This is a genomic window from Thermococcus sp. (genome assembly GCF_027011145.1).
GTDB lineage: Archaea > Methanobacteriota_B > Thermococci > Thermococcales > Thermococcaceae > Thermococcus.
The window spans coordinates 12,962-31,775 of sequence record NZ_JALVAO010000003.1 but is presented as its reverse complement, the minus strand read 5'-3'; the positions used below and the strand labels follow the sequence as shown (position 1 = coordinate 31,775).

The following is an 18,814-nucleotide window of genomic DNA, read 5'->3' as shown; positions in this document are numbered from 1 at the left end:
TTTCTGGTGGTTTTTATGGGGAGGGAATGGCTGGTCGTCCCTGACACGAACTTTCTCCTCGTCCCGGGTCAGTTCGGCGTTGATATCATTTCAGAACTCAACAGAATCCTCGACGTGAAATTCAGAATAGTCATCCCAAACGTTGTCCTCGATGAGCTGGACGTCATAGAGAGGAAGACCCGGGGAAAAGACCTCCTCGCGGTTAGAATGGCAAAGAAGCTCGCGGAGAGGTTCGAGACCGTCGAGATAGGTCGCTTCGGTGAAAAACCTATAGACGACCAGATTTACGAGTTTGCCGTCGGTAACGAGCGTGTTATAGTCTGCACAAACGACAAAGGGCTGAAAAAGCGCCTCCGGGAAAAAGGTGTTCCAGTGGTTTACCTCCGCTCCAAAAAAATCCTTGAGCTGGAGGGAATGCTGGAGTAGGGGGATTTGGAGAGAGAAGAGAAAAGTTAAAACCACCCAACGAAGGCCCACTTTTTTCACCGAATCCCGTTCAAAACCCTTAAATTCTAAACGTTGTTTGCCTTTTGGGTGGGAAAATGTACACGGAGGAGGCACTCTTAAAGGAAATTAGGGAACTCTTTGGGGACGACAAGCTCTTCGAGGCCTACGAAAGGACTTTTCGAGAGTACCACTACTACTTTGACACGACGAACTACATAGTGCTCAACGTCTACCAGTTCAACGATCATGGCCCCGTTCACGTTCTCCTGACGACAAGAAGGGCCCTTGAGTTGCTTAGGATACTCAAGAAGTTTGGAATTCAGACGACGGCGGAGAAGCTCGGCAAGCCCCTCTGGTGGAGCAAGTTTATAGTCGCCTTTGGGGCACTCTTCCACGACATAGGCAACATGATACACAGGATAAACCACTATGAGTTCAGCGTTTTCCTCGCCGAGCCCATAATCGAGAGGCTCGTGAAGGAGTTCGAGAGGCGCGATCCCCTATTGCTGAAGGCTTTAACACTCAACGCAATTTACACCCACGACGAGCACGTGCCGTGCACAACCATAGAGGGGTCGATCGTTACCATAGCTGACGGCTGTGACATGGAAGCGGGGAGAAGCAGGCTAGTCCACAAGAAGGACCGCGTTGATATACACGCCGTTTCCGCTCTGGCAATAGAGCGCGTTGAGATTCACGAAGGAAGTGAAAGACAGCCGATACTCATCGAGATATGGATGAAACATCCTGCAGGAATCTTCCAGGTGGATGAGATTCTGACGAAGAAGGTCAAGAGCTCCCTGCTTGCTGGAAAGGTCAAGCTCAGGATTCACACAGGCAAGGATGGGGAAACCCTCGAAAAGGTTATCTGAGCTTTCCCCTATTTTTTGCCATGCTGGTTGAGGCCTATCGGGACCTTAAGTACCTCCTCAACAGGGGTTACAGGAAGAGCGTTGCCCTGAACTTCGTGGCCAACCACTATCTGCTGAGCAGGGAGGAAAGGCATCTACTCGCGAGGTGCGTCTTCCCGGATTCATGGATTGAAGAAGTTAAACGGAAACTTCTAAGGCCTCGAGAAGTTAGGGGCAGGGTTCTGGCGATAGACGGCTTCAACGTGCTCATAACCCTTGAATCCCTTCTCGAGGGAAGGGCAATACTCTGCGAGGATTTGCTCGTTAGAGATTTGGCCTACCGGGGGAAATACAGACCGCATTCCGAAACCGAGCGAAACCTCGCGCTGATAGTCTCGGCCTTAGCTGAGCTCTCCCCACAAAAAACGGTCTTCTTCTACGGGAAAAACAACCCGGGGAGTGGCGTCGTTAAGGCAATCACCGAAAGGCTTCTGGAAGAGCTTGAGGTTCCAGCTGAGGTTCGCCTCGTGAAGAGCCCCGACTACGAGCTGAAAGCCTTTGAGAGTGTCGCTACCGCAGATGTTGGAGTTATTGAGAAAGTTAATCACGTTTTCGACCTTGCCAGATATGCTGGAGAGAAAGCCCAGTTAAGACCGATTTCTTTGAAGGAAATCCTGGGTGGGAAACTTTAAATCTTCGAGCTCTTAACTTCTCACCATGAAGACTTTCGGAGAACATGAGCTAAAGACCAAGTTCATACACGTCGGAAACAAAAAAATTCACATCATCGAAAACTCAGAAGGGGTCTTCACGTACAAGCGAGACGATGTTGTTGTGAGAATTCTTAAAGGGAGAAAGCTTTCCATTCTTCCCGCCCCGGCGGAAGGCTACGGCGTCGGGTTTCTCATGGTGAAGCTCGTGGAGAGGCTCGCGGTTCCGCCGGGTGAGACCGTCCACGGCTACCTGAGCGCACCGGTGGACGTTGTGGTCAAGGCCGGAAACGCACTAATAGACCGATTCATCGTTGGAAGGGAAAAATACGCCCTATACGGAGAGCATTCAATTGGGGTTATTGCAAGATACCACGTAAGTCCGTTTTACGAGAGCGAACCAGACTCTCTGGGCGTAGTCAAGCTGATTATCAGGAATCCCACAAAGGATTGGAAACTGGTTGAGCGAGTTGTTATCCCAACAAAGAACAGCGTCATGTTCTACTCCGAGGAAAGGGCCTACTATCCCCTGATAATTCTCACGACAAAGGAACCCTATGAGGTTAACAACACGGGGAATCCTCCAGACGGAAGGCTGAAGGCGACTCACAAGGCCGAACCCATGCCAAACTTTAGAATGAGGTGGTGGCCTTGAACACAACGGCAATTTCCCTTCCAATGGTTTCAGGAATAACGCTGGAAGGAATTCTAAAGGCTGTCTTAGCGGTAGTAATCCTCACCCTTATCGGAGAAATAGCAAAGAAGGGCATAATCCGGGCCTCAAAAGAAACAGACCTGACGTGGATACTCAACGAGGACACTGCAGAACTAATCTTCAAGCTCTTTGTCCTTGGTGGTGTTATAGGTGCCCTCTACAGCCTCGGTCTAATGAAATACAACGTAGGACCGACGACAATAGGAAACCTTGCCTTTGCAGTGGGATTTTTCTACATCTCCTACCTTATAGCGAAGAAGTCAAAGGACTACCTTCTCCAGACAAAAAGGGGACCAGAGGACAAAATCAAGGCAAAGCTCTTCTACTACACTTTCATAACCTTGGCGTTTTTCCTTGCCCTTAGCTTTGCGGGTATCATAGGTGAGCTCGGTGCCCTCCTCGCCGCGGCTGGAATAACGGGCATAGTTCTCGGTTTCTCGTCGAGAACCGTCGTTTCGAACTTCGTCTCAGGAATATTCATGTACTTTGACAAACCCCTCAAGATAGGCGATGCCGTTCAGGTCGGAAACGTTCAGGGAGTTGTCGAGGACATAAGGATTTTCTCGACGAGAATAAGGACATGGGATGGAACCCTTGTCAGGATTCCAAACGAAGCATTGTTTAACAGTAACATCGTTAATCTAAAAAGGTATCCTGTTCGGAGGGTTGACGTTCAGGTGGGCATAGCCTATGCAGAAGATGCACAGAGGGCGATAGAGGCCATTGAAAAGACCCTTGATGAGATTCCCCTCGTTTTGGCAGAGCCAGAGCCGAAGGTTTACGTCGAGAACCTTGGCGACAGTGCGGTCATTTTAAGGGTCTGGGCATGGGTCCCGAGCGAGAAGTGGTTTGATGTGAGGACCGAAATTGTGAGGAAGATAAAAGAAACGCTCGACAGGGAGGGCATAGAGATACCGTTCCCGCAGAGGGTCAACTGGTTTGCGAACGAGCTTACGATCAGAATTGATGACGACAGTTCTAACAAGCACAACAACGTAAACTATAAAACCTAAATGTACAAAAATAATACTCAGGTGGTCTCTGTGAAACTTCCCTCCGTTCCTCCGATGGTTGAGAATCTGGTATGCAAAAGCAAAAAGGAATTTTTAGATGTTTTAGCCAAGGCCCTATCCAAATCAGGTGGTGCATTCGCGAAGGTTTTTGGAAAGGTTGAAGGGACTCCCTACTACGCAACGTTAATAATAGACAGGGAAAAAGTGCTGGCAATCGAAGTTCTCGAGGTTGGATCCAACGCCTCCATAGTGGGAAGGCCCGCAATTGAAATAATGATGGACATTGTTAAATCAGGCTCGTTTATTGTTGATGTGTTTCCCTTAACAGACGTTGAACTCAAGGTCTCAATAATGGACAACATGGAGGTATACAGCCTCACTCCTAAAGTTAGGCTTGAGGAAATATGCTCAGATTTGGCGAGCATGGTAGTCAAAGAGACGCCACAAGAAATCCCCGTGAGTGTTCCAGAGACTACACAAATCGAAAAGCCAAAACCCAAACCCCAGAAGCCCAAAACGGAGATAAAAATTACCTCACCCGTGGAGTTCGACCCCTATCTTAGGGGTATGGCTCGAAAAATAAAGAATGCATTAAAGGGATTCGGGATAACCCCCGAGAGAATCGAAATCGAGGCAAAGGAAGTGAGGTACGCTCTCGGAGCCGGAAAGGGTCTTCATGCCACAGTCAGAATAGTTGCAAAGGGACTCGATGGGAAGGCAAAGAGAGAAATCGAAAACTTCATTTACCGAGAAGCTGGAGAACTCTCCAAAGAGATCGGAGAAAGGGTAGTAATTAGCAAAATCGAGTTCTCTTAACTTTTCTTTTCAATCAGAGCGTAGAAGAAGCCTATCGTGCCGTGTCTGTGGGGCCAGGCCCTCATCGTGCCCGGCAGAAAACCCTCATCATAAGGACCGTTGAGCGGGATTAACCGGGCGTTCTCATGCCTTGCAAGGAACCACTCAACGACTCCCTCGTCCTCCTCCCTCAGCATCGAGCATGTGGAGTAAAGCAACCTCCCGCCGGGCTTTAAAAGTCTCCACGCGCTCTCGAGGAGCTCTTTCTGTAGGGAAACTACCTTGGGAATGTTCTTCTCCCTCAACCGCCACCTCAGTTCTGGGTTCTTCGCTATCGTCCCGTCGCTCGTGCAGGGAGCGTCCAGAAGAACCCTATCCGCTATACCCTCCCCAAGCACTTCCGGGGCCTTTCTGCCGTCGAGCTTCTTTACCTCCGCTATTTCAACGCCGGCCCACCGAAGGATTTTCCTCATGCGCTTAATCCTCTCGGGGTCAACGTCGAAAGCATATATCTTTCCCTCGTTGCTCATCAGCTCGGCCATATGGGCGGTCTTTCCCCCGGGGGCCGCGGCCAGGTCAACAACCGTTTCACCGGGCTTTGGGTCAAGGATTAGCGATGCAACGGCCGAAGCTTCCTCCTGCGGAAGGGCCAGACCACTCTCCATCAGCTTCCCGGGGTTGAAGGGGTCGAGAACCCTGATTACTGTCTTAACCCTCTCGCTCCTCTCAAAGAGGAGGCCTCTTTCCATAAGGTAATCCTCGACTTCCTCAACGCTTGCCTTCAGCCCGTTTACCCTCAAGCTAACCGGAAGGGTTTTGTTGAGGGCCTTAAGGAGCTCCTCCGCTTCGTCACCCAGAAGTTCGCGCATCTTTCCGATGAACCACTCCGGAAACAGGTAATCCCACTTCAGCCTCTTTTCCTCAGAGTCCAGCCTCGGGACGTAGTTGATAACCTTTGGGAGGAGGTCGTAATAGTAATAGCCCACATAGGGGTGGGTTCTGCTTGAGAGGAACTTGGCAAGTCCCTTAAGGTGTTGCAGGGTCTTTTCGTTCGGGTTCCTGAAAACGGCAACCTCAACGGCCACCCTAAGCGTTGCCCTCAGCCAGGGGTCTAAAATGAGCGGAGAAACGCCGACGAGCTCACCTATAACCTCGTCTATGAGCCCGAGTCGTCGTTGAATCGAGTAAAAAATCCCGGTAAGCTTGGAGTTCTCCCAGCCCTCTATTCTGTATTTGGAGAAAGCTTTCCTCTTTGCTTGTTGGCTCGGTTTTATCTCCTCCCCGAGTTCGACGGCCTCGATGAGGGCGTAGAGCTGTCTGTCACTCAGCTTGAGCTTTGGCATCAGAGCTTACCCCTGTTTCCATAGAATTCCCATGGAGACGTTGGAATCGTACCTATAGCGGAGGAAATCAGGTAGGCCTCATCGACCAGACCGATGCTCAGTAGCTCCTCAACAACGCGCTGGGCTTCTTTAGGCCTAAAGCGGTAGTACCTCACCAGGGTCTCCCTCAATTTATCGAAGACTTCAATGGCCTTTGCCTTTCTTATGTGGTCGTCGCAGTTAAGCATTGCCTTTCTCAACGCTGGAAGGAGCTCTTTAATAAGGACGTCCATAGGATAAACGGGCGGGAGCTTCGATATCTTGAGTGATGCAACCAGACCAGCATCAACGAGCCTCGGCTCGCCGCTGAGGAGTGCACTCGCAATTCTTTCAACAAGAGTTGTCCAACAATCCTTGTCTATCGCTCCAATTTCAAGAAGAATCATTGCCACTATCACTGCCTCACTCGCTGTTCCTTTGTTGAGAATTTCCTTGAGTTCCTGGGCTACATTATCGTCAACGTAGGAAGCCATTACGCTATCGACAACGTTGAGAAGCTCATCCCACACCAGAGGGCTCTTAGTATCGGCAAGGTTCGTCAATGCTTTCACAAGTTTGAGAAGTCTACTGCCGTTTAGAGGGTTGTTCTTAAGGAGCGTTGATAAAATAGCAAGAGTTCTCCAAAGAACTCTTTCGTCTTGAGAAAACAGTGTATCTATGAGAACATCAAATCCCATTTCGAGAATTCTCTTTCTTTCGCGCCAGTTGGAACTTTGAACTAGCTCCAGAAGCGCGGAGAGTGAAGCAAGTTTAACGTCAGTGTCCTCTGACCTTATTCCTTTTAAAAGTTCTACCAAGGCCTCATCGCTTTTCCGAGCTCGCCTGATTAAATCCTTCATCTCCCACTTTTTAAGCAGGGCATCAAGACCACGTGGGGGCATTTATGTCACCGACCTTGATTATATCCTTCAAGTTAAATATTGCAGATTGACCAATATATTTTTTTCGGCGAAGCCTGATATTAACGAAGATACTTCTCAAAGAAGTATATATCAACGAGAATTCTCTTAAGTTTCTTTTTGTGAAAGTGGAATTGAGCCGGTATTTCAAAGGGTAATGTTTTCAACAGGGAAGCCTTAAATCCAAACTCATCGGAGAATCGTTCAATAAAATTTCTAACCTCAGGCTTTGCCAGATGTATTGAGTAAACAACATCTGCAACTTCAAAGGCCTTCATAAGGAAGGGCCTGTCAGCGTGTCTCCTCTGGCTCCCGAAGGGTGGGTTCATAACAACGGTGTCAACACTTTCATTGAACTCAGAGACGTTGGCGTTTATGAACTCGACCTCAAGTCCAAGGGCTTCCGCGTTTTTTCTGGCGACTTCAAGGGCCTCTTTGTCACTCTCAACCGCGTAGACCTTCCTAGCACCAAGGAGCTTTGCCCCGATTGAGAGAACCCCTGTTCCGGCACCCAGGTCAGCAACAGTCCTGCCGGCTATATGCCCCGCGGAATGAGCAAGCCACAGGAGTTCAGCCGCTACATCCCCTGGGGTTCGATACTGCTCCAGCTCGGGTTTTGGATTCCTAAAGCCCTCAAGCCTTGAAAGGGTCATAGCAAGGTGCTTTTTCTTCATTTCTCTACACCGTGAACGGCTATGCCAAGGGGCTCATCAGTTCTCCGCTCGGTCCCGAGTATCTCATCGAACTCGTAGTCCTCCCCCAGCCCCAGAAGTAGCTCCACTTCCCTTGGAGTTAGCACGGGCTTCATCCAGTTCTCGTAGTCGTCCATCGGAACCCTCGGACAGGCAACGACGACGTAGGCATCGAAGGGAAAACCTTCGAGCTTTGGATAGCTTATGTGGTCCATTGCTATAAGCTTTGCTTTTTTCCCGTGCTCCCTGAGGAGGTTGAGTATGCGTTTGGCCTCAGCAAGGCGGAGTTGCCCCTTCTTCGTGCTTACTATAACCCCAAAGCTCTTCGCGTCCATAGCCTTTGCTATCTGAGCCCAGCGCTTTCTGATTAGTCTCTCTGCCTCCTCGGTCATCCAAATTGCGTCGCCAGAGTAAGGGTTTACTGCCAGAGTTGGTTTTTTTGTAGCAAGGGCAACCCCTAAGGGGTGGAAGTAGCCTGAACCTATGAAAAGAATCCCCTCAGCATCTACTCTTGCACTTGAAAAGTTACACCCGAGAACCTGTCCCGGCCAGGAAACGCGGGAGTCCCCCTTACCGATTACGACCTCGAAGCCCTGCTTTTCCAAAAACTCTCTCGCTTCGCCAAGTTTGTGGATGTGCTGGGCAGTCGTTACGAGGGCTATTTTCTCCCCAAGTTTTCTTATTTCCCCGAGGTTTTTCTTCAGGGACGGAATAACGTCCACTTCGGAAAAGGCCGGAACGAAAATTGTTGGCACTTCGAGATGAAGCGTCATATAACTGTGCCCGAGATGGATTAAAGCATCGCAACCAAGCCGTTTTGCTTCCAAATCCGCTGGGTCGCAGGCGCCGTAGTTAACTTCTCCGTGTAGGATGGCCTCAATTCCTTTATTTTCAAGGAAACTGGCCAACTCTTCAGCTTCCCTTCTGAGACCCTCTGGGGACTGTATGAGGACACGGTTAGCGTTGAGCCTCCGCAGTTCGGCGAGTATCTCATCGAGGGGAATCTCGTACATTTAACCACCCACTAAACCCTGTTTTGATGGGTTTAAATTTTCATCGGAAATGTTACTAATGGGAGTTAATTAACACTCAAAATGGGATATAGAGTTTTCTGTATAACATATTGCAAAATAAAATTTTTTAGACACGCCACAAATTTATTCGAAGGGTTTATTAAGCATTGTTGAACAAAAAAATACTAAAGTCTACTTGGAGGTGCATCAAATGAAGAAAGTTGCACCGATATTGGGAATGTTGCTGTTGCTTGTAACATTGAGCCCCGTTTCAGCGTCTTCAAGTCTGTCCCAGGACTATTCCCACCCATATCCCACGGGTATTATCCCAGGAGATATAGTAATTGGCCACAACCCTATATCAGATCTTATAATTCCAGGATACTGGACTCACACTGGTATAATAGCGTACTATGACTCCTCTGCCCAGGACTGGGTGGTTGTCGAAGCATGGGATAACCCAAGTGAAGTCAGGACCGTTTATCTATCGGACTTCCTAAAGAGGTATGACACGGTGGCGGTTCTCAGGGTTGATACAACAAACGAAGTGAGGGAGGCAGCGGTCAGATTTGCCCTTCAACAGCTTGGTAAACCCTATGACTGGGGATGGTGGACAAAAGAGGTCTATGGAGACAGCTATTACTGTTCCGAACTCGTGTGGGCATCATACATGGCGGCGGGAGGCCCTGATATCGACGCACATCCGGGCTTCTACTGGGAATACCTCTGGGGAGTTGCCCCACAGGAAATCTACGACGATGATGACACCTACGTAGTCTACTACGACTCTTCTTGAACCACCCGTTTTTCTTCATTTTTGTAGCAAAACCCTTTTATAGTTCCCTCGCGTATAATACCTCGAAGTTCGAGGTATTGGGGGGCTGACCATGATTGTCGTTACCACGGAGAAAATTCCCGGCTATCGGATTGTTGAGGTCAAGGGGCTCGCCCGGGGAGGGGTCGTTATGGCAACTCATCTCGGCCGGGACATTCTTGCCGGTTTAAGAAACCTCGTTGGCGGGGAAGTTAAGGAGTACACCGAGATGATGGCAGAGGCAAGGGAGATAGCACTCCAGAGGATGATTGAGAACGCCAAGGAAATGGGTGCAAACGCTGTAATAGGGATGCGCTTTATGACATCCAACGTCGGCCAGAGAATGGCGGAAGTTTACGCCTTTGGAACCGCCGTTATAGTTGAACCGGAGTGATTCATATGAAACGCCTTCTGGCGCTTCTCGCTTTTCTGATTCTCCTGGGCTACGTTTCCGCTTTAACGCCTCAAGAGGCAATGATGGAAGCCCTTAAAACAGGTAACTACTCCCTCGTTGAGCCGTATCTCGGGGACGACATGAAGAAGCTCTTTACCGAGAAAGTGTTCAATGGCATCAGAAGTGAACTTGTGAAGGAATACGGGCCAATTAGGGGCTACAAGCTCGAGAAAACGGAGGAGAAAGGCGGATATCAAATCTACTACTACCGTGTTATAGCCGAGAAAGGCAACTACACCGTGAGCGTCACGGTAAAAGATGGGAAAGTCGAAGGCTTCCATTTCGCCCCGGGTTTTAGTCCGGGAAAAGCGGTCTATCCGCTCCTCGGAGGGCTGCTGGGTTTACTCCTAATCTGGGCGTACCTAAGGAGGTTCCATGCCGGGGAGCTTATCCTCGGAGCGTTCCTGATAATTCCCGTACTCGTGGTTCAACCCCCGATACAGATGATTCCGGGCTACCTTGGTATAACCAATCCCGTCGTTCTCTCCCTCTGGGGCGGTTTAATAGCGGGCCTCGTCCAGGAACCGCTGAAGTACTACTTCTCCAGGGACAAAACCCTCGGAAAAGCGGCGTACGTAGGCGTTGGCTTTGGACTCGGCGAGGCCATTTACGTGGCAATTATCTCGGCCATCGCTGGAGGTTCCCTTCTGGGTCTTGTAGAGAGAACCCTTGCGCTACTCTTCCATACGTCCACAACGGTTCTCTTTGCGTACTCTTACAGAAACGGCTGGGGAAGAAAGGCCCTGTTAACAATGGTTCTCGTCCACTGGGTCGTTGACAGCATGGCCTCCTACTGGCACGTGGCCCAATCGAGATTCCTCCTCTTGGCAGGCTATGGGATTATGCTTGGAATCTCATTGACAGTCCTTCCAAGACTCCTCCCCCTGGCAAAGGCCGAGAGCGAAGAGCCTTCAGTGAAGTGGTGAAGTTTTTATTTTCCACCCTGTATTCACGTGGAGGTAAGGGGGATTGCTCGGGAATCCGAAGGAAAGGGCACTGAAAAAGCTCAGAAAGGAACTCCGCTCTGGCCTATACTCATACCTGGTTCTCTCCCTCCTGGAGAGGGAGGGTGAACTGCACGGCTACGCGATAAGGAAAAGGCTAAGCGAGGTGAGTGATGGCAAACTCGTCCCGAGCGAGGGGGCACTCTACGATATCCTCAAGAGCCTGAAGAAGTACAAGCTCGTCGAGGACTTCTGGGTGGAAGTCAACGGCAGGCCGAGGAAGTACTACCGCCTGACCGACCTCGGAAGGGAAATCTTGAACGAGCTGAGAGAGGAGGTTGAGACTATAATCAGAATCCTTGAAAGGTGGGGTGATGGGATTGGACGCCTTTGAAATGTTCATCTCAGTTACGTTTCTCTTAGCTGGCCTCCTGACTCTCGCAGTCAGGAACAAACAGAACCCCTTCATCGGGGTTAGGGTGGGCTACACTTACGTCTCAAAAGAAGCATGGAAAAAGGCCAACACAGTTGGAGGGCTGTTTTTTGTATTTTTCTCCCTTATTCTGGTCGGCCTCTCCCTGCTGGACGCATCGGAGGTTACATTCATGCTCGTCATGGTTGCGGGGCTCATTGGAGGTTTAATCGTTCCAATAGCCGTTGCCAAGAAGACCTACGAGATGGAAGAACTGTCAATGGAAGCCCCTGAAAAACCCGCCGGAAGAAGAATACTTGTGAACATCAGGCCTTACCTTTTCCTCCAGCTGGCCTTTCTGGGTGTATATCTCCTCATCGTCGCCCTGAACTGGGATAAACTTCCCGAAATTATTGCGGTTCATTTCAATGCCTCCGGAACTCCGAACGGTTTCATGTCACGGACGTGGGGAGCTCTGGGAGTGCCCGTATTAACATGGGGGCTCTTTTTCCTTCTGACAGTTCTCGGAAGAAACCCGGGCTTTTCCGCTGGAAGGGAGCGGTTCTCACCCCTCGGATGGTTTGAGTTCAACACGCTTATGAGTTTCGGAACCGTTCTGGTGTTCTCCGCGGTTGTTCTGTACAATGCGGGAAAGCTCCCGTTAAAAACGGTGTCTTACTCCATATGGCTCCTTCTGGCCCTTGCATTCCTAGGAACGTACAGGATTTTCACGGTGAAGGGTAATGAGAGGGTATGAGCTCCTCAGAATCCTCTGGGCGGTCTTCCTCGGAGCCTTTCTTATAATAGCTGGCCTGCTAACGTTTAAAGCGGGGGACGAGCCGGGAATTGGCTTCAGGATAGGCTACACATACCCCTCGGGGCGCACGAGGAGAAAGGCCAACCGCGTTTCCGGAATCGGGACGATAATAACGGGCCTCCTCCTTGTAGTCCTCTCACCATTTCTTCCAATGACGTGGCTGATGTTCCTCATGCTTGCCTGCCTTGGAACGACGGTGCTCCTCGCTTCCCTTAGGGCGGTATTCTATGCGGCCTTCATAGCTTTAACTAGCGCCTACGAGGAGGGCTACTATTAGCCCTCAAGCGCCTTCACGAGTTCTTTTTTATCGGGCTTTTCGATTATTCCCATCTCGACCGCGTGCTTCAGAATGTACTCCGGGAACTCCCCTTCAAAAAACGCCCTTACTCCCCTTCCCGGAATATAGAATGCATAGATGCGCACGTTCTCATTGCCACACTTTCCCCGAGCGACCATGAAGCCCTTCTCAACGTTTACCCTCGCTACCTCCCACGAGAAAACCTCGGCAAGGCCGAAAAAGGCCTCGAAGAGCTTTGCCCTCGCCTCTTTCAGGGCTTTGTTGACGGCCTGCCTTGAAATCCCGAGGGTCTGGGCTACCTCCACCTCGCGCATTCCTTTGGCCTTCATGAGCCAGACCCGCTCCATGCCCTCAGGCAGTTTGAACATTTGGACCACCGCTCGAAAGCCTCCCTATGGTCTTTAGGAGTTCAACTAACTCCTTATAGTCAATTGAATATATGAAATAAGTGCCCTTTTCTGTTACTAAGATAATGGCTTTCTCTCGGAGGTCTGTGAGATACGAAAGGACGAGGATAAAACCCAGAAAGATGTAGAATGGATACAAGCTAACGTTTAGCAAATAGAGTACGTAAGACACTATCACGCTGAAGCTAAGGAGAACAATCGCACCCTGTTTTCTGAGCTTCTTAGGAAAAATTAGAGTCAGAAACCCAATGATTCCCCAGTAAATCCACCCAGTCCAAACAAAAGCCCATTCTGGCTTCTCAATTAACCCAGTAAAGCCGACCAAAAGCCACAGAAGGGTAAATCCTAGTGCCTTTTTGTGGTATTTTATTGGAGGCACTTCTTCAGCCTGCTCAAGGTCAATTATTTCTACAATATCTCCGGGGGAGACTTCTATTTTGGGGAAAAACGGTGGCCACTCAAATTTGAGGACTATTCTATCCCCACGAATCTCTACTTTCCTGCCGAAGAGAAATGTTGGGAGGAAAATCATGACCATAATCCCTCCAAGTGTCACTAGCCAGCTGGCTTTTGTTAGAAGTGAGACAAAATAAAGTCCTCCGATGAGTATGACTATTGCATCTTCAATTGGGTGGCCTTGAAAACGTGCCATTGTTATCACCCCTCGTCAACCTATGTAAGTTGACAAGGTCTTAAACCTTTCGATGGGTTTAAAACCCTTCGCGAGAAGGGCCAAAGGTGGGAGCATGGAGGAGCTCTACCGCTACCTGAGAACGTTTATGGACCCAAAAAGCGAAGTCGCCCAGAACAGGTTCATCGGCTTACGCTCCTTCTTCAACTGGGCCGTCAAGGAGAACCTCTTCCCGGAGAGGAGAAAGCTTAGAATTCTCGACCTCTGTGCGGGAACTGGAATTGCGGGAGCTTCCCTTTATGAGACACTGAAGGAGTGGGGCTACGAAGCTTCCCTTACGGTCGTGGACAAGAGAAAGGAGGACTTGCTCCTCGTTGAAAACTGGACTAGCGGAGAAATCTACGGGGCCGTTATGGACTGCCTCGACGACCTGAGAAAGCTCGGAAAGTTTGACGTGGCTTTAATCTTCGGCTACACGATGCCCCACTTCGACCCGTTTCAAACGGCTGAACTATTCAGAAACGTTGCGAGGGTCATTGAAAACGACGGCGTCTTCCTGCTTGAAGAGATGGACCGCTTCGGGGCCTTCTTTTACAGGAGAGCCTACCGCGAGATTGTGCCGGAGGTAAGGGGCGAGGACTACACGGTAATTTCCCTCGACGAGGGCTACAACCCGGTGAGGGGGGTAATACGGCGTGGCTACTACAAACTGCCCGGCTGGGAGAAGATTGGCGAGATAGAAACGCGCTACTGGGACCTGGCCGGGTTGGCTGGAATCGGAAAGGCCCTCTTTGAGGAGGCAAGGATAATAAGGAAAAGCGAGCATGGAGTAGTTAACGTTGGGGACATAATTTACCTTCGGGGGCCCTACAAGACGTAGTACTGGGGCCTTCTGTCCTTGAATACGTCGTTGCGTTCGTTTATCCTCTTGTCCCTCGCCAGCGAGAGGTCTACATCAACGACGGCGACCTCTTCTTTATCCTCGCTACCCATGGCCAGAACCTCGGCCTTTGGTGAGGCTATCGTGCTCTTCCCTATGAACCTCAAGCCCCTCTCCTCCCCGATTCTGTTGGCCGTTACTGTATAAACGCGGTTTTCCAGGGCTCTAATCGGCATTGCTCTAGGAGCGTAGGGCATAACAAGGTTGCTCGGGTGGGCTATTATCTCCGCTCCCTTCAAAGCCAGCGTCCTAACTGACTCGGGGAAGAACCAGTCGAAGCATATCATGACCCCTACCTTCGCTATGCCAATGTTGAAGACGTGGAAGCCGAGGTTTCCGGGCTTGAAGAAGAGCTTTTCCCTGTTGAAGAGGTGGATTTTGCGATACTTCCCAATGTAGCCCCAGCCGAGCGGGCCCACCACAACGGCCGAATTGTAGAGGTTTCCCCTCTCGTCCTTTTCCGCCGTTCCTCCAACTATGAAAACCTGCTCTTCCCTAGCGAGCTCCACGAGGAACTCCGTCGTTGGGCCGTCGGGAATCTGGCCGGCAACGCTTTCAACCTCATCTCTGCTCTCGAAGTTGTAGCCCGTGTCAAAGAGCTCGGGAAGAACGACCAGCTGGGCCCCCTTTTCCCTCGCTTCCCTCACGAGTCTCTCGGCCTTTGAGTAGTTCTTTTCTGGTTCCAGAAAGGCCGGTTCCATCTGGATGTAGGCAACTTTCATGAGCATCACCCCTTAGAGTACTCCTATGAGATAAATAAGCTTAGCGGAGGCCGAATCGCGATTTTAGTTGATGCTCTAGCTAAAAGAAGGGATTTTTGCTGGACAAAGTCCCGATGAGATACGAACAACAACGCATGAACAAAAGTAGGGGATTAGAATGTCTTAAACTGGTTGAAAAGGGCGTTAAATAGGGGAAAGTTTGGCCAGCCAAAACCCCTTGTAAAGTTTTCCGAACAAAAATTGGCGGATTTTGGGAAGTTTCAAACCCTGAGAAAAGCTTAAAAAGGGACTTCCTGAGCTAAGGCTGAAGGAACTCAGGGGTGATGCTCATGAAGCGCAGGCCAAGGAAGTGGAAGAAGAAGGGCAGGATGAGGTGGAAGTGGATTAAGAAGAGGATTAGGCGCCTCAAGAGACAGCGCAGGAAGGAGCGCGGGCTTATCTGATGCCCGGTGGTTCTATGTCTCCTTTTTCCGATTTCGAGCATTTATCCCTTTTGATTGATACCTCCCTGGGAAAAACGCTTCTCATTGCGGACCCCCACATAGGGTTTGAGCTCTCACGGGGCCTTAGGATTAGAACGCACTTGGAGGAAAAGCTCGCGGAGTTCGTCCTTGAAAGCAACGCGGATTCCCTGGTAATTCTCGGGGACTTAAAGGAACCGCTCGGCCTGAGTTTCCGCCTGAAGGAGATGTTACTCCGCTTTTTTTCGACACTGGGGGACGTTAGGGTTTTAATCGCAAAGGGCAACCACGATGGAAGGATTGAGGAAGTTGCCAAGCGCTTCTCGAACGTCGAAGTGCGAGAGTATTTTCTAATCGACGGTCAGCTCTTCCTTCACGGCCATACGAAGTTACCCCGGATAGACTTCGATGAGGCCTTCCTTGGCCACGCTCATCCGGCCTACACGCTCAAATCCGGCGGGGTTGCGAGAAAGGTGAAGGTTTTCGTTAGAACCGGAAAGTTCCTCGTCCTGCCGACGGTGAACCCATACATAGAGGGCTTCGACGTCAGGGAGGGGCTGAAGCTCGTCCCGTTTCTGAGGAACGCGAAAAAAGCCGAGCTGTTCCTTCCCGAGGGGATTTACCTCGGAGCCATTGACGTTTGAACCATCAACTTTAAGTTGTTGACCACCTAGCATACAGGGGTATCCATGAAGGTAATAGTTGTGGGTGCCGGGAGAGTTGGGAGGCGAGTTGCGGAGCACTTATCCAAAAGGCACGATGTAACTGTCGTTGACATAAACGGAAGGCTCGTTGATGAGCTTCAGTATTCCCTTGACGTTCTTGCGGTTGAGGGGGATGCAACCCTGCCCGATACCCTTGAAGAGGCCGGCGTTTATAATGCCGACTACGTGATAGCCACAACCAACAACGATAACGTCAACATCGTTGTCTGTTCACTCGCAAAAACCCTATCGAACCCCAGGACGATTGCAAGGGTCAAAAACATGGAATACCTGCGCGTTTGGGGGCGTGGGAGGGAGGCCCTTGGCGTTGACACGATGGTGTGCGCCGTTCCCCTCGTTGCCCGGAGCATAATAAACGTTGTCGAGTATCCCCAGATACGGTTTCTGAGGAAACTGTACGGAGAGCTCTACGTTGGGGACGTTCTTTCGGCCCCGGAAACCCTCTGGAGTGTCGAGATAAAGGGGAGAACACTCGTAATAGGAACCCTTGACGAGATAAGGAGAACGTACAGAGCCCAGAGGCCACAAAATGTACTCATAATGGGGGGAAGTGAAACGGGAATTTTCTTGGCTGAAATGCTTTCCGAGAAGGTCTACAACGTAAAACTTGTTGAGAGGGACGAGAAAAGAGCTGAATACGCTTCAAAAAAAGCTCGATTCTGTCCTTGTGATTCAGGGAGATGTATTTGACCAGAATCTCTGGCGCGGGGAAGAACTGAACCGGGCGGATTTGGGAATTGCATGTCTCGGAGAAGACAGCCACAACCTCCTCGCGAGCCTCATCGCGGTGAAGTCCGGGGTCAAAAGGGTGTTTTCCATAGTCCACGAACAGTACTTCAGCGATATTTTTGAGAAAAACGGTATATTCGTTGTCAGTCCCGAGATAGAGACCGCTGAAAGAATAGTTCTGGCCATTAAGGGGGAGCACATTCTTGGAATCGTCTCGGGTATTCCCGGAGTGACGGTTCTTGCCGTTGAGATAGGAGAAAACCTCGCCGGCAAAAAACCGGATGAAGTTGGGGCCATTCTCGGACCGGTTCTCAGGGAGGGAGAAACGATAATCCCTGGGGGAAACTTCACCCTCAGGAAGGGGGACATCGCGACAATCGTTGTTGAAGATGAAAGGCTGGGGGAACTTGAACTATGAGGATTAAAGCCGTGTTGTCCCTCCTCGGAGAGATAGTTGTTCTCCTCGGGCTCACGTTAATCCTGCCGATGATTGTCGCCCTGACCAGTGGAACATCGGTAAAGCCCTTTTTGATTCCCATGGTGATAAGCCTTGGCCTCGGGCTCTTTCTCCGCACCCTCGATAGAAACCCGGAGATAGGAACCAAGGAGGCTTTTCTCCTAGTATCTCTTGCGTGGCTTGTGGTCGCGGTCATAGGGGCGTTGCCATACGTAATCTCCGGAAAGAGTTCCCTCGCAGACCCGGTAAATGCACTTTTCGAGAGCATGAGCGGGTTCACTACAACAGGAGCGACGGTTCTTGACAACTTCAACGAGCCTTCAAAGGCAATCCTCTTCTGGCGTCAGCTGACCCAGTGGCTCGGGGGAATGGGAATCGTCGTTCTGGCCATAGCGATTCTCCCCCGGCTCAGCGTTGGTGGGGCTGAACTCATGAGCCTCGAGGCCCCCGGGCCACAGCTACAGAAACTCACGCCCCATATACGGCAGACGGCGAGGATATTCTGGGGCATATACATCGGCCTCACTCTCCTTGAAACGGCAATACTTGTCCTGCTCCACTACCTTGGGCTTGCACCGAGAATGACCCCCTATATGGCCCTCGTCCATGCCTTCACAACCATGAGCACGGGAGGGTTTTCCCCGCTCGCGGCTTCAATCGAAGCGTTTTCACCGGCAGTCCAGTGGGTTATCATAGTCTTCATGATACTGGCGGGCGCTAACTTTGCACTCTTCTGGTATCTTCTGAGGAGGGATTTCAGAATCAGGAAAAACGAGGAGTTCCGGGTTTACGTCCTAATACTCATCGGGCTGTCCACCATTCTTGTCCCGATGCTCGTAAACCAGTACGGGTTTTCTTTATCCACTGCTTTCAGGCAGGCCCTCTTTCAGGTAACTTCGATAGTAACGACCACGGGTTATGCGACAATGAACTTCGCCAACTGGACGCTCCCCGCTCAGGCTGTGCTGTTTTTCGCCATGTTCATAGGTGGGTCGAGCGGGTCCACCGCGGGTTCCATCAAGGTTGTTAGGTGGATAATCGGGATTAAGGCGATAAAGAGGGAGCTTCTGCAGGCGTTTCACCCATCGGCCGTGAAGTCGATAGAGCTGGGAGGAAAGCCCGTCGAGGAACGTTCTGTGAGGGGAGCTCTGGCATTCATAGCCCTCTATTTTGTCATCTTTTTTGTCTCGTCTCTAGTTGTGGTAATCAACGGGACAACCAACGGAGCGAACCTCACCCTCGCGGATTCAATGAGTGCCGTTGCGGCAACCCTCGGAAACATAGGGCCCGGCATCGGGGCAGTGGGGCCGATGGCAAACTATCTGGTGTTCCCGCCTTCCACAAGGATTCTCATGTTCTTCCTGATGTGGCTCGGCAGACTGGAGATAGTGACAGCCCTCGTGCTCTTCACGAAAAGCTACTGGAAGTGGTAGGGAAAAGACTTATTAACACTTATGAAGTTTGTTTTTCATAGGTGAGAACCTAA

At 50.5% G+C, this 18,814-nt stretch carries 24 protein-coding genes; 17 read left to right on the top strand and 7 right to left on the bottom strand.

The window, feature by feature from the left end; genetic code table 11:
- Nucleotides 1-15: 15 nt before the first annotated feature.
- The 6 genes from MVG27_RS00425 to MVG27_RS00400 all read left to right on the top strand — a co-directional run bounded on the left by MVG27_RS00425 (nt 16) and on the right by MVG27_RS00400 (nt 4,552).
- Nucleotides 16-426 carry a PIN domain-containing protein gene (locus MVG27_RS00425; RefSeq protein ID WP_297551214.1) on the top strand — a complete coding sequence of 137 codons (411 nt, stop codon included), beginning with the start codon at nt 16-18 and terminating at the stop codon, nt 424-426.
- 116 nt (nt 427-542) lie between these two features.
- On the top strand, nt 543-1,319 hold the full coding sequence (locus MVG27_RS00420; protein ID WP_297551216.1) for an HD domain-containing protein: 777 nt from the start codon (nt 543-545) through the stop codon (nt 1,317-1,319).
- Between the two features lie 20 nt (nt 1,320-1,339).
- Nucleotides 1,340-1,990, top strand: a complete 651-nt coding sequence (locus MVG27_RS00415; RefSeq protein ID WP_297555809.1) for a DUF434 domain-containing protein — start codon at nt 1,340-1,342, stop codon at nt 1,988-1,990.
- 25 nt (nt 1,991-2,015) lie between these two features.
- A complete protein-coding gene (locus MVG27_RS00410) occupies nt 2,016-2,663 on the top strand; it encodes a DUF432 domain-containing protein (protein ID WP_297551220.1) in 648 nt (215 codons plus the stop codon).
- Between the two features lie 23 nt (nt 2,664-2,686).
- On the top strand, nt 2,687-3,736 hold the full coding sequence (locus MVG27_RS00405; RefSeq protein ID WP_297555814.1) for a mechanosensitive ion channel family protein: 1,050 nt from the start codon (nt 2,687-2,689) through the stop codon (nt 3,734-3,736).
- Complete coding sequence (locus MVG27_RS00400; protein ID WP_297555806.1) at nt 3,737-4,552, top strand: hypothetical protein; 816 nt, start codon at nt 3,737-3,739, stop codon at nt 4,550-4,552. It begins immediately after the preceding gene.
- Here MVG27_RS00400 and MVG27_RS00395 read toward each other — a convergent pair.
- From MVG27_RS00395 to dph2, 4 genes are all read right to left on the bottom strand, one after another.
- Complete coding sequence (locus MVG27_RS00395) at nt 4,549-5,874, bottom strand: RsmB/NOP family class I SAM-dependent RNA methyltransferase (RefSeq protein WP_297549494.1); 1,326 nt, start codon at nt 5,872-5,874, stop codon at nt 4,549-4,551. The genes MVG27_RS00400 and MVG27_RS00395 overlap by 4 nt on opposite strands.
- Entirely contained in the window at nt 5,874-6,794 is a 921-nt protein-coding gene (locus tag MVG27_RS00390) for a hypothetical protein (RefSeq protein WP_297555804.1), read from the bottom strand. Before MVG27_RS00390 ends, MVG27_RS00395 begins: the two co-directional genes overlap by 1 nt.
- An 80-nt stretch (nt 6,795-6,874) precedes the next feature.
- Nucleotides 6,875-7,486 (bottom strand): METTL5 family protein, encoded by a 612-nt coding sequence (locus MVG27_RS00385; RefSeq protein ID WP_297548888.1) that lies wholly within the window; start codon nt 7,484-7,486, stop codon nt 6,875-6,877.
- Nucleotides 7,483-8,517 (bottom strand): diphthamide biosynthesis enzyme Dph2, encoded by a 1,035-nt coding sequence (dph2, locus tag MVG27_RS00380; RefSeq protein ID WP_297555801.1) that lies wholly within the window; start codon nt 8,515-8,517, stop codon nt 7,483-7,485. The genes MVG27_RS00385 and dph2 overlap by 4 nt, the downstream gene beginning before the upstream one ends.
- Before the next feature lie 211 nt (nt 8,518-8,728).
- On the opposite strand from dph2, the gene MVG27_RS00375 reads away from it, so the two are divergent.
- The 6 genes from MVG27_RS00375 to MVG27_RS00350 all read left to right on the top strand — a co-directional run bounded on the left by MVG27_RS00375 (nt 8,729) and on the right by MVG27_RS00350 (nt 12,235).
- Nucleotides 8,729-9,313, top strand: a complete 585-nt coding sequence (locus tag MVG27_RS00375) for a YiiX/YebB-like N1pC/P60 family cysteine hydrolase (RefSeq protein WP_297548892.1) — start codon at nt 8,729-8,731, stop codon at nt 9,311-9,313.
- Between the two features lie 91 nt (nt 9,314-9,404).
- The gene (locus MVG27_RS00370) at nt 9,405-9,725 is read left to right on the top strand and encodes a heavy metal-binding domain-containing protein (RefSeq protein ID WP_297548894.1); all 321 of its coding nucleotides are present in this window, start codon (nt 9,405-9,407) and stop codon (nt 9,723-9,725) included.
- A 5-nt stretch (nt 9,726-9,730) separates the two neighbouring features.
- Entirely contained in the window at nt 9,731-10,711 is a 981-nt protein-coding gene (locus tag MVG27_RS00365) for a DUF3887 domain-containing protein (RefSeq protein WP_297548896.1), read from the top strand.
- Between the two features lie 43 nt (nt 10,712-10,754).
- The gene (locus tag MVG27_RS00360; RefSeq protein WP_297548320.1) at nt 10,755-11,123 is read left to right on the top strand and encodes a PadR family transcriptional regulator; all 369 of its coding nucleotides are present in this window, start codon (nt 10,755-10,757) and stop codon (nt 11,121-11,123) included.
- On the top strand, nt 11,104-11,898 hold the full coding sequence (locus tag MVG27_RS00355; RefSeq protein WP_297548322.1) for a DUF1648 domain-containing protein: 795 nt from the start codon (nt 11,104-11,106) through the stop codon (nt 11,896-11,898). Before MVG27_RS00360 ends, MVG27_RS00355 begins: the two co-directional genes overlap by 20 nt.
- Entirely contained in the window at nt 11,885-12,235 is a 351-nt protein-coding gene (locus MVG27_RS00350) for a hypothetical protein (RefSeq protein ID WP_297548324.1), read from the top strand. The genes MVG27_RS00355 and MVG27_RS00350 overlap by 14 nt, the downstream gene beginning before the upstream one ends.
- Here the strand turns inward: MVG27_RS00350 and MVG27_RS00345 are convergent.
- A complete protein-coding gene (locus tag MVG27_RS00345) occupies nt 12,232-12,624 on the bottom strand; it encodes a hypothetical protein (RefSeq protein ID WP_297555798.1) in 393 nt (130 codons plus the stop codon). The two genes, MVG27_RS00350 and MVG27_RS00345, sit on opposite strands and share 4 nt — an antisense overlap.
- Entirely contained in the window at nt 12,608-13,315 is a 708-nt protein-coding gene (locus MVG27_RS00340) for a hypothetical protein (protein ID WP_297548211.1), read from the bottom strand. The genes MVG27_RS00345 and MVG27_RS00340 overlap by 17 nt, the downstream gene beginning before the upstream one ends.
- Nucleotides 13,316-13,409: 94 nt before the next feature.
- On the opposite strand from MVG27_RS00340, the gene MVG27_RS00335 reads away from it, so the two are divergent.
- Entirely contained in the window at nt 13,410-14,174 is a 765-nt protein-coding gene (locus MVG27_RS00335; RefSeq protein WP_297555796.1) for a class I SAM-dependent methyltransferase, read from the top strand.
- On the opposite strand, the gene MVG27_RS00330 is transcribed toward MVG27_RS00335, so the two are convergent.
- Nucleotides 14,162-14,956 carry a nitrilase gene (locus MVG27_RS00330; protein WP_297548213.1) on the bottom strand — a complete coding sequence of 265 codons (795 nt, stop codon included), beginning with the start codon at nt 14,954-14,956 and terminating at the stop codon, nt 14,162-14,164. The two genes, MVG27_RS00335 and MVG27_RS00330, sit on opposite strands and share 13 nt — an antisense overlap.
- Before the next feature lie 457 nt (nt 14,957-15,413).
- Here MVG27_RS00330 and MVG27_RS00325 point away from each other — a divergent pair, with 457 nt between their 5' ends.
- From MVG27_RS00325 to MVG27_RS00310, 4 genes are read left to right on the top strand one after another with little or no spacing between them, the layout of a single operon-like run.
- On the top strand, nt 15,414-16,061 hold the full coding sequence (locus tag MVG27_RS00325) for a metallophosphoesterase (protein ID WP_297548187.1): 648 nt from the start codon (nt 15,414-15,416) through the stop codon (nt 16,059-16,061).
- Between the two features lie 45 nt (nt 16,062-16,106).
- Nucleotides 16,107-16,832: an NAD-binding protein gene (locus tag MVG27_RS00320; RefSeq protein ID WP_297548189.1), complete on the top strand. Its 726-nt coding sequence runs from the start codon at nt 16,107-16,109 to the stop codon at nt 16,830-16,832.
- Entirely contained in the window at nt 16,810-17,289 is a 480-nt protein-coding gene (locus tag MVG27_RS00315; protein WP_297548191.1) for an NAD-binding protein, read from the top strand. The genes MVG27_RS00320 and MVG27_RS00315 overlap by 23 nt, the downstream gene beginning before the upstream one ends.
- Nucleotides 17,286-18,761 (top strand): TrkH family potassium uptake protein, encoded by a 1,476-nt coding sequence (locus MVG27_RS00310; protein ID WP_297548193.1) that lies wholly within the window; start codon nt 17,286-17,288, stop codon nt 18,759-18,761. Before MVG27_RS00315 ends, MVG27_RS00310 begins: the two co-directional genes overlap by 4 nt.
- Nucleotides 18,762-18,814: the final 53 nt, after the last annotated feature.